This window comes from Jutongia sp., from assembly GCF_057878315.1.
The window spans coordinates 1-18388 of the sequence record NZ_DBLXSO010000056.1 but is presented as its reverse complement, the minus strand read 5'-3'; the positions used below and the strand labels follow the sequence as shown (position 1 = coordinate 18388).

At 47.9% G+C, this 18388-nt stretch carries 15 protein-coding genes and 1 pseudogene; 14 read left to right on the top strand and 2 right to left on the bottom strand.

All coding sequences use genetic code 11. The annotated features are described in order from the left end of the window. The first annotated feature begins 524 nt into the window (after nucleotides 1-524). From ACZLMD_RS11430 to ACZLMD_RS11370, 13 genes are all read left to right on the top strand, one after another. Entirely contained in the window at nucleotides 525-1064 is a 540-nt protein-coding gene (locus ACZLMD_RS11430) for an RNA polymerase sigma factor (RefSeq protein ID WP_482521620.1), read from the top strand. Next, complete coding sequence (locus ACZLMD_RS11425; protein ID WP_482523362.1) at nucleotides 1054-2007, top strand: hypothetical protein; 954 nt, start codon at nucleotides 1054-1056, stop codon at nucleotides 2005-2007. Before ACZLMD_RS11430 ends, ACZLMD_RS11425 begins: the two co-directional genes overlap by 11 nt. A 201-nt stretch (nucleotides 2008-2208) precedes the next feature. Continuing rightward, nucleotides 2209-4095 carry an AAA family ATPase gene (locus ACZLMD_RS11420; protein WP_489495723.1) on the top strand — a complete coding sequence of 629 codons (1887 nt, stop codon included), beginning with the start codon at nucleotides 2209-2211 and terminating at the stop codon, nucleotides 4093-4095. Nucleotides 4096-4101: 6 nt separating this feature from the next. Next, a complete protein-coding gene (locus tag ACZLMD_RS11415; protein ID WP_482523364.1) occupies nucleotides 4102-5061 on the top strand; it encodes a D-2-hydroxyacid dehydrogenase in 960 nt (319 codons plus the stop codon). Between the two features lie 109 nt (nucleotides 5062-5170). Continuing rightward, nucleotides 5171-6271 carry an agmatine deiminase gene (gene aguA / locus ACZLMD_RS11410; protein WP_482523365.1) on the top strand — a complete coding sequence of 367 codons (1101 nt, stop codon included), beginning with the start codon at nucleotides 5171-5173 and terminating at the stop codon, nucleotides 6269-6271. Nucleotides 6272-6301: 30 nt separating this feature from the next. Next, nucleotides 6302-7159 (top strand): N-carbamoylputrescine amidase, encoded by an 858-nt coding sequence (gene aguB, locus ACZLMD_RS11405; RefSeq protein WP_482523366.1) that lies wholly within the window; start codon nucleotides 6302-6304, stop codon nucleotides 7157-7159. A 177-nt stretch (nucleotides 7160-7336) separates the two neighbouring features. Next, on the top strand, nucleotides 7337-8122 hold the full coding sequence (locus ACZLMD_RS11400; protein WP_482523367.1) for a ZIP family metal transporter: 786 nt from the start codon (nucleotides 7337-7339) through the stop codon (nucleotides 8120-8122). 230 nt (nucleotides 8123-8352) lie between these two features. After that, a complete protein-coding gene (locus ACZLMD_RS11395; RefSeq protein WP_489495722.1) occupies nucleotides 8353-11376 on the top strand; it encodes a leucine-rich repeat protein in 3024 nt (1007 codons plus the stop codon). 217 nt (nucleotides 11377-11593) lie between these two features. Continuing rightward, on the top strand, nucleotides 11594-12454 hold the full coding sequence (locus tag ACZLMD_RS11390; protein ID WP_489495721.1) for a transporter substrate-binding domain-containing protein: 861 nt from the start codon (nucleotides 11594-11596) through the stop codon (nucleotides 12452-12454). A 166-nt stretch (nucleotides 12455-12620) separates the two neighbouring features. After that, entirely contained in the window at nucleotides 12621-13295 is a 675-nt protein-coding gene (locus ACZLMD_RS11385) for an amino acid ABC transporter permease (RefSeq protein WP_022306707.1), read from the top strand. Between the two features lie 10 nt (nucleotides 13296-13305). Continuing rightward, on the top strand, nucleotides 13306-14046 hold the full coding sequence (locus tag ACZLMD_RS11380) for an amino acid ABC transporter ATP-binding protein (protein WP_489495720.1): 741 nt from the start codon (nucleotides 13306-13308) through the stop codon (nucleotides 14044-14046). A 148-nt stretch (nucleotides 14047-14194) separates the two neighbouring features. After that, a complete protein-coding gene (locus ACZLMD_RS11375; RefSeq protein ID WP_489495719.1) occupies nucleotides 14195-14806 on the top strand; it encodes a cytidylate kinase-like family protein in 612 nt (203 codons plus the stop codon). Nucleotides 14807-14822: 16 nt separating this feature from the next. Further along, entirely contained in the window at nucleotides 14823-15719 is an 897-nt protein-coding gene (locus ACZLMD_RS11370) for a DMT family transporter (protein WP_489495718.1), read from the top strand. A 6-nt stretch (nucleotides 15720-15725) separates the two neighbouring features. On the opposite strand, the gene ACZLMD_RS11365 is transcribed toward ACZLMD_RS11370, so the two are convergent. After that, nucleotides 15726-16265: a TetR/AcrR family transcriptional regulator gene (locus ACZLMD_RS11365; protein ID WP_489495724.1), complete on the bottom strand. Its 540-nt coding sequence runs from the start codon at nucleotides 16263-16265 to the stop codon at nucleotides 15726-15728. 42 nt (nucleotides 16266-16307) lie between these two features. Next, nucleotides 16308-17336, bottom strand: a pseudogene (locus ACZLMD_RS11360) (proline racemase family protein); the annotation flags it as partial. 418 nt (nucleotides 17337-17754) lie between these two features. Here ACZLMD_RS11360 and ACZLMD_RS11355 point away from each other — a divergent pair. After that, nucleotides 17755-18388: ORF6N domain-containing protein (locus tag ACZLMD_RS11355; RefSeq protein WP_489495717.1), on the top strand; the 634-nt coding region annotated here is incomplete at its 3' end.

Here is an 18388-nt window from a genome sequence, read left to right as displayed (position 1 = left end):
GCATCCGCACGACTGAGCCCCATAGGTGGGCTCAGCTATTTCGGACGGCACGCTCCCGCTACCACTGCACCACGCAGCGGTACATAACGCCCCGGATGTTCAATGGGTTATCTATATCATTTGAAGAACCGGGGCGTAAGTACCGGCGGGTGCAAGTGCCTTTCGAAACATCTGATTCCCACCTTGGGGCGAGTACGGCAGGATGCGTTTATCGAAAATCAAAGCAGCAAAGCAATCAGATTTTTCGAAATCCGTAAGTGACAAGACAATTTTTTAGACATAGCTCACGGATTTATAATATATTAGCAGGCAAAATATGATTTCTAAATAACCGGACATAGGAAATATTATGGGCATACATTAATTTGAGGTATGGGAAGACTCAGAAACAATGGGTCATCTTTTATTTCAGAAAAACTTATTTCAAAAAATTTAAAATTCGAGAACTTTTCCGGGAATTATTACAATATGAGAGTGTAAGGGTTCTAACCGAGACGTCAAGGTGAGAGGAAAGGAATAGATAAGTGACAAAACAGGAATTTGACCGGTTTGTGTCCGAGAATGGAAAGGACATTCTCCGATTCTGCAGAATGAACACAGGGGGAACAGCAGAGGGAGACGATCTTTATCAGGACACAATGCTAAAGCTGTGGGAGCAGGCGGACCAATTGAATAAGAATGATTCTCTGAAAAGCTACGCACTTTCTGTTTCCATCCTTATGTGGAAAAACAAGAGAAGGAAATTTGCCTGGAGACGCAGGATTGCAGCGTTTGAAAGCTACGAAAAGCATATGGAGGACGCTGGGGACCGGATGGCAGGACGTCCGGCGGATAACCCGGAGGAAACATTTTTACAGAAGGAGATGACGGAGCTTGTACAGAGACAGGTGCAGGCATTGCCGGATAAATACCGTACCGTCATCTACCTGTATTATTCTGCAGGGCTTAAGATACGGGAGATCGCGGACTGTCTGCAGATTCCGGAAAACACAGTGAAAAGCAGGATGCGCAAGGCGAAGGACATTCTGAAAACAAAATTGGAGGTTGTTAAATATGAAGGATAAGGAATTAGATCAGATTTTACAACATGCCCTTACTCCAACCGTAAGTGATGAAGAAATAAAAGTCAATTATGAAATGGAGGGAAGACCTATGATGAAAAAGAAAAATTATTTTAAGCCTGCGGTTGCACTGGTAGCGTGTGCGGCACTTGTGGCAGGGATCGGCTTCGGAAATCTGCCGGACAGGATATTTGATAACATGTCCCATAAAACGGACACACCTGCGACGACAAAGGAAGCACAGAATACGGGGAGTGGCTTTGTGGTAAAGGTAAAGGCTGCCGAGACGAAGGAACTGAAACAGGGGGAGAAGCAGCTTATTGTATATCCGTCCGACTGTCAGGGAGAATCCTGGGCCGGTAATGATAAGGACAAGGTTGTCAGTTATGCTGTGGAAACGCCGTTAGTCTGTGAAGGAAAGAACATGGACACGATCACTTATTCGGTTGATAAAGGATTTTTCCGCATTGTCACACCGAAGAAAATGTCTTATGTGATCGATGGAGAAGAATATAAGCCATCGGACAGATTTATTGAGAACTTCAATACGACTGGAAATCAGCCCGGTATGACGGAAAAGTATTATAAATCCTACACTGTTTCAGCAAAGGACCAGAACCGTAAGGGTGTCTCTGTAGAAATCTGTGACACGAAGAAGGTGTCCGATGAATTATATGACAATCTCTGGACCGAGGAGATAAATACGGGTGAGAAGGAGATGGCAGTTGTGGCGGAGACGAAGAACAAGATCATGAATGATCCGCAGATTACCTGCAAGGTTAACTACAAAGAAGATTCTACTGAGAAATCGGAGAGTATTAAAGTAGTTGTAAAGCACGAAGTAATGAGTTATAAAGCCGCTACGGATATCTATCCGAGCCTGTCGGAAAAGTTTAATATCTTAGATGATGTAAAAAGAGTTTTCGTAACCTTTGAAAGAAGATAAGGGAAACAAAATGAAATTTCCCGAAATTTCCCGAAAATGCCAAAATATTTCTTGTAAATTTCCCGAAAACAATTTATAATATAGAAAATAAAAGAAATTGTTTGGGAAACGTGGAGAACAGGAACACTTTCTAAGAGAGCCGTCATGCGATGATGCGATATGGGTCATTGTATGGCGGCATTGATGAATGGGGGCGTGAGTATGGGACAGGATATTATTCGGGCGAAGGAGTTGGCGGATCAGTGGGGAATTACCCCGAGACGTGTGAATCAGTTATGTGCGGACGGCTCTCTGGAGGGAGCATACAAGGCGGGAAGATTCTGGATGATTCCGTCGGATGTTAAGAAGCCGGATTTCCTGCGGGAGAAGGCATCATATACAGTGCGCACACAGCAGCACGGCGACAGTCCGCTGCCATGCCCGGTGGGGATCACTTCCTATAAAGAGGTGGTCAGCGAGTGCTATTATGTAGACAAGACCCTGCTGCTGCGTCAGATGATCGATGACCACAGCAAGGTTTTTTTGTTTACAAGACCACGACGTTTCGGCAAGACGCTGATGATGGACATGGTACGGACGTTTTTTGAACGTAGCACAGAGGATACCTCTGTTTATTTCACGGACAAGAAGATATGGACCTGTGGAGAGAAGTATCGGGAGCTTCAGGGAAAGTATCCGGTGATCTTTCTTTCCTTTAAGGATGCACATCAGACGAGCTGGGAGGCGATGTATAAGAGCCTGTGCTTTACGCTGCGCGAGGAGTTTGTGCGTCACAGAGAGCTTTTGGAGTCGGATGCACTGAACGAGTACGACAGGCGCTTCTTTCAGAACATTACAGAGGATAAGGCGGAGATCACGGATTATCAGTATGCGCTCGGCAAGCTTTCTGCGATGCTGACGACATGTTATCAGAGCAAGACGATCATTATCATTGATGAGTATGACACGCCGATCCAGCAGGGGCATCTGCATCATTACTACGATGAGGTGATCGGCTTTATGCGCAATCTCTTATCCTCTGCATTAAAGGATAATGAGAACCTTGAGTTTGGTATTCTGACAGGTATCCTTCGGATCGCCAAGGAGAGTTTGTTTAGCGGACTGAATAATCTGGTTGTCAATACGATCCTTGATGATAAGTATGCGGAGTATTTCGGGTTTACCGGACAAGAGGCGGCACAGATGGCGGCTTATTACGGGGTGCCGGAGAAGCTGGAGCAGATCCGTGAGTGGTATGACGGCTATGTGTTTGGCGAGACAGAGGTGTACAATCCGTGGTCTGTGATCAACTACTTTAATAATAACTGTAAGCCGAAGGCGTTCTGGTCACGGACGAGCGGCAATGAGATCATCGGTGAGCTGATCCGTGGAGCCGGGAAGGAGCTGTATCAGAATCTGTCTCTGCTTCTGCAGGGGAAGGAGATTCAGGCGATCATTGACACGGACATTATTTATCCGGAGGTCAACAGCGATCCGGATATTATCTGCAGCTTCCTGCTGGTGGCGGGATATCTGCGCGTGACTTCGGTGATCAGTGAGTGGAATGACAATCCGATCTGTTCGCTTGCGATTCCGAACCGGGAGATCAAGAGCGTGTTCCAGAAGGAAATCCTCGACAGCTACAACCAGCTGTTCAGCGGATCGATCCTGCGAAACTTCGAGGTGGCACTGCGGACCGGCGATACGGCACTTTTTACCGACACACTGCAGACCTATCTGATGCAGTCTGCCAGCACCTTTGACACGGCGAGTGAGAATTTCTACCATGGCACGGTGTTTGGGATGCTTGCAATTCTCGCCGACCGGTATTATATTTCCTCGAACCGGGAGTCCGGGGAGGGGCGGTTTGATGTACAGCTTGAGCCGCGGGACAGAACGCAGATGGGCTATATCATCGAGTTTAAGGCAGGTAAGAAGCTTTCCGGGCAGGCACTTTCTGACACTGCGGGGAAGGCGGTCAGCCAGATCAGGGACAAGCAGTACAGCACAGAGATGGAGTATCGTGGCATCGCGAAGATCGGATTCTTCGGGATTGCGTTTTGCGGCAAGAAGGTAGCCTGTGCCTATGAAGAGAGAAAGGAAGGTTGATTTATTATGAAAATTGTGATTTTAGATGGCTATACAAGCAATCCGGGTGATTTAAACTGGGACAAGCTTAAGATACTTGGAGATCTGACCGTATATGAGTACACAAAGAATCAGACGGAGAATGTCGTGGAGCGTCTGCAGGATTGTGAGATTGCGTTGACCAATAAAACAGTCATTACGAAGGAGATCATGGAAGCTTGTCCGAAGCTTCGTTATATCGGTGTGCTTGCGACCGGCTACAATGTCGTAGATATGAAAGCAGCCGCAGAGCGCGGGATTACGGTTACTAATGTGCCGGGCTACAGCACACAGGCAGTGGCACAGCAGGCATTTGCGCTGCTTCTGGAAATCTGTTCCCATGTGGCGCACCACAGCAGTGAGGTGCACAGTGGCAGATGGAGCAGAGGACGGGATTTCTGTTTCTGGGATTATCCGCTGGTGGAGTTGGATCACAAGACGGCGGGCATCATTGGTTTTGGTCAGACCGGCAAGGCGATCGGGCGTGTGGCGAAGGCATTTGGCATGCGGGTCATCACCTGCGGTTCGCATGCGACGGAGGAAGGGAAAGCCATCGGAGAGTACGTGGCGAGAGAACAGCTTCTGCGGGAGTCGGACGTGATCTTTCTTGCGTGTCCGCTCAATGAGGAGACAAAGGATCTGATCTGTGCGGAGACGATCGCGCAGATGAAGGATGGCGTGATCCTGATCAATACGAGTCGTGGCGGTACGATCGTGGAGAAGGATCTGGCGCAGGCGTTAAAGAGCGGGAAGATTTACGGTGCGGGTGTGGACGTCGTATCTGTGGAACCGGCACAGCCGGATAATCCGTTGCTTTCCTGCGATAATTGTGTGATCACACCGCATATTGCATGGGCGACGAAAGAGGCGAGAGGACGTCTGATCGATATTGCGTCGGAGAATGTACGCAGCTTTCTTGATGGGGCGCCGGTAAATGTGGTGGCGTAATTGGATAAGATATGTTATACTCATAAACATAGATGCGAAGAGGCACATTTCTGATATGGAATGTGCCTCTTTTCGTATATAGGAAATCGGTATGGAACGGAGGGATATTATGGCGGAGACAATTTATAACTCAACCCCGGCGAGAGATGGTTTTCATATGCCGGCAGAATTCGAACCGCAGGAACGTGTCTGGATGCTTTGGCCACAGCGACCGGACAACTGGAGGGATGGGGCAAAGCCGGCACAGGAGGCGTATACAGAGGTGGCAAAGGCGATCAGTCGATTTGTGCCGGTGACAATGTGTGTGAATGGAGATCAGTATCAAAACGCCAGAGAGAAGCTGCCGTCCGATATTCAAGTGGTGGAGATGTCCGGCAATGATGCATGGATGCGGGATATGGGGCCTGCTTTTGTGGTGAACGAAGAAGGCTTGCTGCGGGGCTGTGACTGGAGGTTTAATGCGTGGGGAGGTTTTGTAGATGGTCTTTATTTTCCGTGGGATAAAGATGATCAGATTGCCGGAAAGGTTTGTGAGATGATCGGTGCAGACTATTACCGCCTGCCGGATTTTGTGCTGGAGGGAGGCTCCTTTCATGTGGACGGGGAAGGGACGGTACTCACAACGAAAATGTGTCTTTTGAGCAGAGGACGCAATCCGCATATGACGCAGGAGCAGATTGCGGAAACGCTGTGTGATTATCTGGGGGCAGACAAAGTGCTGTGGCTTTCGGACGGCATTGACCCGGAGGAAACGAATGGTCATGTGGACGATGTAGCTTGCTTTGTGCGCCCGGGCGAGGTGGCATGTATTTATACGGAGGATGAGTCCTCTCCGTTTTATGAGACGGCACAGCAATGTTACCGGGAGCTTTGCGGGATGACGGACGCCAAAGGAAGGAAACTGAAGGTGCACCGGGTCTGCTGTCCGAAAGAACCGGTGCAGATCGGCGATGATTTCCGAATCGATCATATGCCGGGCACGATTCCGCGTGAACAGGGCGAGCTTTGCATTGCTTCGTATCTGAATTTTCTGATCACAAACGGTGCGGTGATCGTGCCACAGTATGGAGATGAAAATGATGCGCTGGCATTGGAACAGATACAGGAGATCTTTCCGGAGAGAGAGGTTATTGGCGTATATACGCGCGAGATCGTATATGGCGGTGGCAATATTCACTGCATTACGATGCAACAGCCGAAGTGCAGGTGAAATCTATGTGGTGACAAGGAGGTTTTAACAATGAGAAATGTAACAGTAGCGGCAACGCAGATGGCATGTACATGGGATCGTGAGGAGACGCTGGAGCGGGCAGCAGGTCTTGTTGAGGAGGCGGCACAGAAGGGCGCCAACATTGTTCTTTTGCAGGAACTTTTTGAGACACCGTACTTTTGTCAGCAGGAGCGTACGGAATATCTGAAGCTTGCAACCACAGTGGAAGAAAATCCGGCGATTGCATATTTTCAGAAGATGGCAAAGCAGAAGGAGCTTGTCATTCCGGTGAGCTTTTACGAAAAGGCGGGCAACACCGCATTCAACAGTGTGGCAGTGATCGATGCGGACGGCAGTATTCCGGGCGTTTACCGCAAAACGCATATTCCGCATTCTTTATTATATGAAGAAAAATTTTATTTCACGCCGGGTGACACGGGATTTCGTGCCTGGAAAACGCAGTTTGGGACGATCGGTGTAGGCATCTGCTGGGATCAGTGGTTCCCGGAGACGGCAAGAGGGATGGCACTGCAGGGCGCGGAAATTTTAATGTATCCGACAGCGATCGGCAGTGAGGCGGTGGAGACGATTGATTCCATGCCGCATTGGAGACGATGCATGCAGGGACACGCGGCGGCAAATATCATGCCGGTCATCGCATCAAACCGCATTAGCACGGAGACCGACGAGACGAGCATGACCTTCTATGGATCCTCGTTTATCACGGATCACACCGGTCAGATCCTGCAGGGGGCGGATCGGGAAAGTCAGACGGTTCTTGTGCAGAGCTTTGATCTGGATGAGATTGAGGAGTACCGCAGATCCTGGGGAGTGTGGAGAGACAGACGACCGGAAATGTATGGGATACTGACAACGCACGGCAGGTAGAAGGAATTTTGCTTTTTTAAAGGTTATATGCTACAATATGGCGATAGTTAGACACGACTAACTATCGCCATGTTTTTGTTTTTGCATATAGATAAAGATAAGATAGAATCAATATGTGATATTTTGTCTGAAATCCTGCAGATTATATATTTGCAGGAACACAGAAAGGAGACAAGAATGTCTGAACTGATTACACTTAGCATTCCGTTTCTGGGGACATCTCTTGGGGCGGCGATGGTATTTTTCATGAAGGATAAGATTGCACCGCAAATTGAGAAGCTGTTGCTTGGATTTGCGGCGGGAGTGATGATCGCCGCTTCTGTATGGTCTTTGCTGATCCCGGCGATCGAGATGACAGAGGCACAGGGGAAGCTTGCGTGGCTGCCGGCGGTGACAGGATTTTTGCTCGGCATTGGTTTTCTGCTTGTGTTAGATACGGTGATACCGCATCTTCATCTAAAAAGCAGTGAGCCGGAGGGGCTTCACACCGGACAGCCGCGCCTGTCCAAAACGACGATGATGCTTTTTGCGGTGACACTGCATAATATCCCGGAGGGAATGTCGGTCGGGGTTGCGTATGCAGGAAGTATGATGAAGGGGGCGGGAATCACGGCGGCGGGAGCGTTTGCTCTGGCGTTTGGTATTGCGATCCAGAATTTTCCGGAGGGGGCGATCATTTCGCTGCCACTTTGCGGAGAGGGGATGAGTCGCAGGAAAGCCTTTGTGTGCGGTGTGTTGTCAGGGATTGTGGAGCCTGTGGGTGGCTTTATCACAATTCTGATCGCGGGGGCGATCTCTCAGGTGCTTCCGTATCTTCTGGCATTTGCAGCGGGAGCCATGATGTATGTGGTGATCGAAGAACTGATTCCGGAATGTCAGGACGGGGTACACAGCAACATCGGAACTATTGGGGCGGCGCTGGGGTTTGCTCTGATGATGGTGCTTGATGTGGCACTGGGGTGAAGTCCGGGGTGATACAGATGATATTTCGCATGAAATCGGGGTGACGAAAGGAATAATTTACCCCATACTAACCGTTTGGTTAGTTGACTTATTATATAAATGTTGTTATATTTGATGTAAAATACACCTAATTTTGCATAAACGCAGGAGAAAGCGTTTGAAAATGCCGTGTATTTTCGGAGAGTTAAAGGAAAAAGTATGAAAATTGAAACAAGAATGGAGGAATGTGTATGAAAGGAATGAGAAAACGTCACCGGAAGAGGCTGACAGCGGTTGTTACTGCCGTTGCACTGATCTGCACAAGCGGTGTGCTGCCGGAGAACATGGCTTATGCAGCGGAGCAGACAGAAGAAGGTGTTGCAATTGATAAGGAGAATTTCCCGGATGAGAACCTGCGAAATTATCTCAAAGAAAGTGGATTTGATAAGAACGATGACGGTTATTTTTCACAAAGTGAGCTGGATGCCGTTGAAGAAATGGAAGCAATATATAATAAACTGGAAAATCTGAAGGGGCTTGAGTATTTCCGGAATCTGAAGTCTTTGGATATCCGATTGAATAATATCAGCGGAGAACTGGATCTGCAGTTGTTCCCTAATCTGACCAGTGTTTATTGTGATGATAATGAGATTACATCTATCCGGTTTGGAGAGGACTGTAAGCTGGAATTGATAGAATGTAATTACAATCAGATCGAAGTGTTGGATGTGAGTGGATTGGATCACCTGGACCAGCTTAACTGTACGGGCAATCCGCTCAAGGTATTAAAATTTAATGAGAAATGGACTTCTATCAGATTGTACTGCGATGAATGCAGTCTTACAAGTCTGAAAATTCCGGAAAGCCTGGACGCATCTGAAACTCAGATTAACTGTGAGAATAATGTTACCTATTTAACACAGAAAAATATTGACTTTCTGGATCCGGAAATGTTTCCGGATTTTGATACCGGAAAGATTCAGAAGGTCGTGAAGCTGACAAAAGAACAGGCAGAAGCCGGAAAGAGCGGAACGGATATTTTTGATGAGTTGAAAGGCTCCGATTATAAGCTGACGGATCTGCAGCTTGGGGATCGGATCATTTATACCTATGACTGTGGAATAGGTATGAGCTTTGATTTTACCGTGCGTGTCGGATATTCTGAGGAGATGTTTCCTCCGAACAGACCGGATGGAACACAATATATGGAGTACACCGTCAGCACTGTGGGAGAAGTACCACTTCCGGAAGGATGGAAATGGAAGGATGAAGATGCAGATCTTGTACTTCCGTTTGGAAACTGGTATGAAGCCACCGCAGAATATGTGGGTGACAATGCAGAGTATTATGCGAACATATATCAGGATGTAGAGATATGGAAAGATTACTGTCAGCATCCTAATGATATGCGGGAGCTTAAGGATGTGCAGGAGGCAGACTGTACGCAGTCTGGATATACCGGAGATTATTACTGCGGTGTGTGCGGGGATCTTCTGTATAAAGGTGAGTATATTCCGATACAGCACCGGCTTGAACTGGTCGAAGAGAAGGAAGCCACTCAGACTGAGCCGGGCAATATACAGTATTTTGTCTGCTCTGCCTGTGGAAAGCTTTTCTTAGATGAGGACGGATATCATGAGGTGGAGATAGAGGATGTGACAATCCCTGTTCTGGAACCGGATCCGACCGATGAGCCGGTGCCGGCTCCAAGTGAGGAACCAACCGCAGAACCAACGGAGGAGCCGAAGCCAACTGAGGCACCACTGCCAACGCCGGGAGTAAGTGAGACGCCGGTGCCAACCGAGGAACCAACCCCGGCACTGAGTGAGAAACCGACGGCTGAGCCGACCCGTGAGCCGGAGATCACACCGGAGCCGACAACAGCGCCGGCACCAAGTGAGGAACCAACCACGACACCAATGCCGAGTGAAGAGCCAACGATGGCACCGTCAGAGGAACCAACCATGGCGCCAATGCCAAGTGAGGATCCGACCGTGGAACCAACCGCAGAACCAACGAAGGAGCCGAATCCGACGGAGGCGCCCCTGCCAACGCCGGGAGTAAGTGAGACGCCGGTGCCAACAGAGGAGCCGACCCCGGCACCGAGTGAGGATCCAACTACAGCGCCGAGTGAGAAACCGACGGCTGAGCCGACCCGTGAGCCGGAGATCACACCGGAGCCGACAACAGCGCCGACACCAAGTGAGAAACCAACCACGACACCAATGCCGAGTGAAGAGCCAACGATGGCACCGAGTGAGGAACCAACCATGGCGCCAATGCCAAGTGAGGAACCAACCGCAGAACCAACGAAGGAGCCGAATCCGACGGAGGCACCATTGCCAACGCCGGGAGTAAGTGAGACGCCGGTGCCAACAGAGGAACCAACCCCGGTACCAACGGAGGAGCCGACAACCATGCCGAGCGAAGAGCCGACCATGGCACCGGTACCGACAGAGGCACCAACAGCAGAGCCGACCCGTGAACCGGAAATCACACCGAATCCGGTAGACCCAACGGTGGCACCGGCACCGACCGAGGCGCCAACAATGGAGCCGACCCGTGAGCCAGCGAAAACCGCTGCACCGATAGAGCCAACGAAGGAGCCGGTACCGACAGATGCGCCGGTACCGACCGAAGTGCCAACGCAGAAACCGGAAGTGCCGGAGATCACACCGGAGCCGACAGTCCCGGCAGTTCCGACGGTTGTACCACCTGTCCGGACACCTGTTCCGACACAGACGGTACAGGCAACACAAACTCCTGCGACACCGGCACCGACCCCTGTTTCAACACCGAAGACGAATCGGAAGAAGCCGGCAAAGGTTGGCAAGATCATTACCTCTTCTGCAGGCTACCGTTTCAAGGTGACAAGCAGCAAAGTGAAAAATCCAGAGGTTGCACTGTATCGTCCGGGTTCCGGACGTAAGGAAGTAAAGATTGGTACGAAGGTAACGATTAATGGAATTAGTTATTCCGTTACTTCGGTTTGCGAGCGGGCATTCCGCAGCAACAAGAGAGTGACAAAGGTATCTCTGGGTTCCAGAGTTGATAAGATTGGAAAAGAAGCATTTGCAAACTGCAGAAATATCAAAGTTCTTTATATTTATTCTCCAAGACTGAAAGCATCAGATATTGGAGAGAACGCATTTAAGGGTATCAATAAAGGGGTTAAGATTTCTGTGCCAAAGGCGAAAATGAAGGAGTATAAGGAGCTGTTCCGCGAGAAAGGATTAAGCAAGCAGACGTCCGTGACGACCGGAAAAGTGCAATAACACTTTCGGGATGTCATTACAAAGTGTTATGGAAGTAATAAAAAAGTATATCTTTACAAATGATAAAACCTTGTCTATAATAGGTGCATAATTTCAATTGGATTGAAACAGGCGATGGAGCTTATAAAAGTAAGCACGTCGTCTGTTTTTTTCTTTACATACATTGAAATTAATCGTAGCCGGAGGAGAAGACATCGTATAGAAGGGAGACATGACTATGAAAACATTAAAAAGAGTAAAGAGAAGAGCAATTTCGGTATTGATGACAGGTGCACTGGTAGCGACAATGCTTACCGGATGCGGAAGTAGTTCAGATGCAGGAAGTTCATCCGGGGCAGGCAGCAGTTCTGAGACGGGAGGTACAACTGATCTGAGTAAGGTTGAATTAACCGTTGGAACATCAGGAACATACGCACCGTTTTCTTATTTTAAGGAGGATGGAAAGACACTGCAGGGCTTTGATGTGGAATTGTTGAAAGCATTGCAGGATAAGCTTGGATTTAAGATTAAAAATGATACGATCCAGGATATGGATTATGGTCCGCTCACAACGTCACTGACGCAGGGACAGATCGATCTCGGAGCCGCAGCACTCTGTGCGACTGATGAACGAAAAGAAGTCATGAACTTCTCGGATATTTATTATGACGCAGGTATCATTGTTGCAGTTGGTAAGGATAACAACGACATCAAGTCTGTGGATGATCTGACAGATGGCAAGTATAAGGTAGCAGTCCAGACCGGAACGATCGCATACGAATATGCAACATCAAAGCTTCCGGAGAAATGTCTGCAGAGCTTTGATTCTCAGGCGCTAGCATATAAGGCAGTCGAGGGTGGTCAGGCAGATGCGACGATCTACGATGCACCGGGTACCTCTTATTCAATTAAGACCGGTGAGGTAAAGCTTAAGATTGTCGGTGATGAGTTCTACAATGGTCAGGCACCATACGCACTTGCATTCTCCTTTGATATCTGTAAGAAATATCCGGATATCGTTGAGCAGTTCAATAAGGCAATTAAGGAGCTGCAGGATGACGGTACGATCGATAAGCTGAAGAAGGATTGGTGCGAATAAGGTGAAAAGTACTTCTAAGACTGCAAAAAATTTGCAGTCAAGAAGTACTACAGTTTCACCTTTGAAAAAGCTTCGCTTTTTCGCATAGACCAAAATATTATCTTTTTCGTAAATACACATTGCCGGGGCGCTTGAAGGTGCCCCGGATTTCATAAGGAGGCAGGACATGGGGATTGATCTTGAATTATTACAGGCCATTGGTCCGATGCTGTTTCGTGGTTTGAAGGTCACCATGGAGATTGCGGTGATCGGTATACTGTTTGGCTTTGTCCTTGGTTCTCTTTGCGGATATGCTCTGCAGAGCCGCAATAAGATTGCAAAAGGAATTGCCAATATTTATGTATGGATCATGCGTGGTACCCCGATCGTGGTGCAGGCATTGTATGTATATTTTGTGGTGCCGGAGATCATCGGACTGATCAAGGGGGAGAGAGTGGTGCTGGATCCGACATTGGCCGGTATCCTTGTTATCACATTAAATGCAGGTGCATTTATATCACAGCTTGTGCGGGGAGCACTGGACAGCGTGGATATTGGACAGAAGGAAGCGGGAGCGTCGCTTGGCTTAAGTCCGATGCAGATTATGATACATATTATAATTCCACCGGCATTTCGTTCTATTATCCCGAGTTTGTTTAACCAGTTTATTATTTCCGTAAAGGACACGGCACTTCTGTCCATGATTTCGGTCAATGAAATTACAAGACAGACGCAGAATTATGTTATGAGAACCTACAAAACGATTCCGGGATATACCGTGTGTGCCATTTTCTATCTGGTACTTTTGTCTGTCCTGATGATCGTACAGAAGATGGTTGAAAAGCGGATTGCCAATAAATAGGAGGTGCCATATGGGAAATACAATGATAAAGGTAAACCATCTGTCGAAGGCATTTGGTGATCTGGAGGTCCTGCGGGACATTAATATGGAGGTCAGCGAGGGAGAGGTTGTCTGTATCATCGGACCGTCCGGCTCAGGAAAAAGTACATTCCTGCGCTGCATCAATCAGTTAGAAAAACCCACCTCGGGAGAAGTTCTTTATAAAGAGGAAAATATCTGCGATTCAAAGGCAGATATCCGGAAGTTCCGGGAGGAAGTGGGAATGGTGTTTCAGCGGTTTAATCTGTTTCCGCTCAAGACGGTACTCGGAAACGTGACGATGGCTCCGGTTCTGACAAAGCATCGCAACAAAGCCGAGGCAAAGGAAATCGGTATGGAGCTTCTGAAAAAAGTTGGTCTTGAGAGCAAGGCACATGTGATGCCGTCAACCTTATCCGGTGGTCAGCAGCAGCGTGTGGCGATCGCCAGAGCACTAGCTATGGAGCCGGCAGCGCTGTTATTTGATGAGCCGACATCGGCATTGGATCCGGAGCTTGTCGGAGAAGTGTTAAATGTTATGAAGGATTTGGCAAAGGAAGGAATGACTATGATCGTCGTTACGCATGAGATGGCATTCGCAAGGGATGTGGCAGACCGCGTTATCTTTATGGCAGACGGATATGTCGTGGAGGAAGGTCCGGCGAAGGAGGTTATGGAGAATCCGAAGGAAGAGCGTACGAAAGCATTCCTGTCCAGATTCTTAAATCAGTAGTGTCCGATAAAAAGGACAGTGACACCGATAATGCCATATGTCCGATAAATAGGACAGACACGATAATACGAAACCAGGGCGTTTGCACCAGTGTCGCGGTGCAGACAGAAAAGAAGCCGGATTCGGCGGCACAGAATCGAGGGAGACTATGAAGAAATTTGTCGTAACGATCACAAGAGAATTTGGAAGCATGGGACGTCCGATCGCAAAACGGTTGTCAGAGCTGCTTCATGTGGAGTATTATGATAGAGATATTGTCGAGGCGGCATCACAGAAGCTGGATCTGCCGGTTTCCGTCATTAGTAATGAGGAGGAAAAGGACACCTCCGGATTTTTTGAAATGCTGTTTCCGCTCGGAACAGAATCTGCAGACCGTCAGACAAGGATCTTTCAGGCACAGAGTGGCATCATCACGGCACTTGCGGCGAAGGAATCCTGTATTATCGTAGGACGCTGTTCCGATTATGTCCTGCGCGATGAGCCGAATGCATTTCATGTGTTTGTCTACGCATCTTATAAGGACCGTCTTGCCAACTGTACAGGACCTCTCGGTATGAAGGAAGAGGAAGCCAAGAAGATGATCACGGAGGTCGATAAAGCGAGAAACCGTTATCACAAAAGATATGCGAAGTTTAGTTCGTCCGATCCGGCGCACAAGCATCTGATCATCAACAGCGGACTGCTGGGAGTGGAACAGACTGCGCAGATTCTTGCGGAGATCGTACAGATGCGGTTTAAGGATGATGGACCGGACGCATAACAGGGAGGCGATGCTTGTGGCAAAACAGAAAAAAAGAACATTTGCAGTACCCGCTATTCTGGCGGCAGGGAGTCTCTGGGGATCCATGGGACTCTTTGTTCGCGTTTATAACGCAAGAGGGCTGCAGAGTATGGATATTGTGGCGATACGTGCAATGGCAACGGTGATCGCCATGTTTGTGTTTATGATATTTTTCCGCAGGGAACTGCTTCGGATCCGTTTGCGGGATCTGTGGTGTTTTCTCGGAACAGGGATAGGCAGTATTGTTTTCTTTAATTACTGCTATTTCAAGACGATTTCCCTGACCTCCATGTCGGTGGCAGCCGTACTTCTTTATACGGCACCTGCGATTGTCATGGTTCTGTCGCGTATCCTTTTTGGCGAGCGCTTTACGGTTCGGAAGGTGACGGCACTTGTCATGACATTTGTCGGCTGTATTTTCGTGACGGGGATCATCGGAGATGCCGTTTCATTAAATGCGGCGGGGATTCTGACCGGACTTGGTTCGGGCCTTGGATACGCACTTTATTCGATCTTTTCCAGGTATGCGATCGACCGGGGATATCATTCTCTGACGATCTCTTTTTATACCTTTTTGGTGGCGGCAGTGACCACGCTTCCGTTTATCAACGGAGCGGGCATCTGGAGCGTGACGGTCAGCAGCGGTGGCATGATTGCATTCTTTCTGGTATTCGGCGTGATCAGCACCGTGCTTCCGTACACATTATATAATTATGGTTTAAATACGATGGAAAATGGCCGTGCTTCGATCATTGCATCGGTTGAACCGCTTGTGGCAACGCTTCTTGGAATTGTGATATTCCACGAGAAAATGAGCCTCGGAGGTGTGGCGGGAATGGTTCTGATTCTGGGCGCACTGGTGCTTTGCAATACGAAGCCGGCAGAGAAATAAGAAAATTTATGCCAGCAGCTCCTTCAGGAAGATCTGCAGTAACCGCTGTCCTTTGTGGACGAGGCTGTCTTTTCCGTCCTTAACGCACCAGTCGTAAATGATGCTGCGCTCCAGCGAGAAATAATTATCGGCGAGTTCTCTGGCATTTTCGGAACGGCGGAACTCTCCCTTGTCCTGTCCCTCTTCAATGATCTGCGGGATCAGAGAATAATAGAATCGCTTTTTATTCAGGAGATTGTGTTTTGTATCGATGTCTTCCATATACAAATGTTTCACAAGAGGAAGAGGAACCTCCGTCTCGATCAGATGGAAAAGCTCGCGGTTCAGATAAAGCAGTGTCTCGTAGCGGCTGAGCCGTGGGTTGATCTGCACCATCAGGTCTGCGTATTTACGGTCAAACAGATCGCCGAGCGTGTATTCCAGATCATCCTTTTCCTGAAAATACCGGTGGAAGATTTCGGATGTCACGCCGGCAAGCTCTACAACATCTTCTACAGATGTAGAATCATATCCTTTCTCATGAAATAATTGCCATGCAGCGCGCACGATGCGGCTGCGGTCACTCTCCTTCGGTGCCTTTTTCTGTGTACCCAGAAGAAATCCAAGCTCCAGCGGATCCTCCGGATCAAGAAGCCATGTGTTCATGCCGGTCATATAAGCACTTCCGGTAATCTGAGGGATGATGCCGCGGTAGTCGCCGACATCGACCTCCTTCGTTGCCTCTCCGGTGAAAAGCGAGCCGGTAACACTCTCGTAGACAAATGGTGTGTGCAGGGCAAGCTCACCCTTCGCGTAAAGAGCCGCCATTTTCGCACTCGTTCCGGTACCGCACGGAGAGCGGTCTGCCTGCGCCATGCCGAAGATCACGCAGTTTTTCATGTCCGCCTCCGGCTTGTCGGTATGGCTGTAAAACTCCACCAGATCCACGGTTGTGATGTCCAGATACGGATGCTTGATCGGCACGGTTTCATTGATCTTTTTCAGGAGCAGCATACCAAGCTCCGACAGAATGTCAACGTTTTCCATCGTGATGTCAATACCGATCTGCTCTGCGTCAACCAGAGCAAAAAACGAACCGCCAAAGGAAATATCATACGGGATCATGCCGTAGCCCTGAATGTCGATCGTCTGGTTTTCCTTATAGAGAAAGGCGGGAACATTCAGAATGCTGACCTGCTCCGCTTTACCGTTCTGTACTTTGACGCGTGTGCGGATCAGACCGGAAGGGGCATCCAGCACAACATCGGTGTAAGGCTCGGAAACATCGACCATGCCGGTTTCCACCAGCATGGAGGCGGTGCCGATACTGCCGTGTCCGCACATGTTCAGACATCCGCCCGAATCCATAAAGATTACGCCGTAGTCCGCTTCCTCATGCACCGGCGGTGTCAGCAGTGCGCCAAACATATCGCGGTGACCGCGCGGCTCCAGCATCAACGCCTTGCGGTAGTGGTCGTAATGGCTGATCAGATATTCCTTCTTCTCCATCATAGTCTGTCCCGGCAGCTCCGGAAATCCATCGTATATGATGCGTGTTGCTTCTCCCATCGTGTGGGAATCGATCGTGCGAAAGGAATGCTCATAAAGATTCTCATTATAGGTACAATTCATGCAAATCCCCTTCTTTCTGTATATCATGTTTCAATTCGACAGTTTTTTGTAAAATAAAAGGCAAAGATGCATAGAAGCTGCACCCTTGCCTGACTTTATAATCATTATAAAACAGACGGTGACATAGGGGAAACGACATTTTTTAATGAATGGTATAACGGTTTGTTATGGGAATAGAGACTTAGGGAGGAGCTTAGTCCTATCGCAATGCCTACCTGTGTTTGTGGCACTTTTAAAGCAAGCGAATATAGACTGTATAATACTAATATTCATGAGAAGATTGCGGAACTGAACAAGCGTGAATTGCAGAACAAAATAGTTGTTGATTGAGGTCGAAACTGATTGACTATGTTGTACAGGAAAGGTACAATTTATTTGAGGTCGCAAATTGCGACCTCAAATAAAAAACATAGGAGATGTTGATTTGTCTGATAATATAAATGTACCTGTAATAGTTGATAGCACAGAAGAAAACATTGAGAATCTGATTCATTATGTACGTGGACAGCAGGTTATGATAGATAGCGATTTGGCATTGCTTTATAATGTTGAAACAAAAAGATTGAATGAAAGCGTTAAAAGAAATGCGAAACGTTTTCCGAATAATTTTTGTTTCCAACTGACCGAGGATGAATATGCAGATTTGAGGTCGCAAATTGCGACCTCAAACACAGAAAATACATCTTCAAAAGGAGGACGAAGGTATTTGCCATATGTTTTTACAGAACAGGGAATAGCAATGCTATCAGCAGTATTAAGGAGTGATGAAGCTATTCAGGTAAGTGTAAATATTATGAATGCTTTCGTAAAAATGCGACGCTTTTTGGCTGAAAATGCTTTGATGTTTGATAAGCTAAATAGTTTGGAATTAAAGCAATTAGAGTATCAAAAGGAGTCTAATGAGAAATTTAATCAGATTTTTGCTTATATTTCGGAACACGAAGAGGTGGGTCAAAAGATATTTTTTGAAGGACAGATATATGATGCATTCAGTCTTTTGATAAGCCTTGTGGGAAAAGCGGAAAAATCAATAGTCTTAATAGACAATTATATTGATG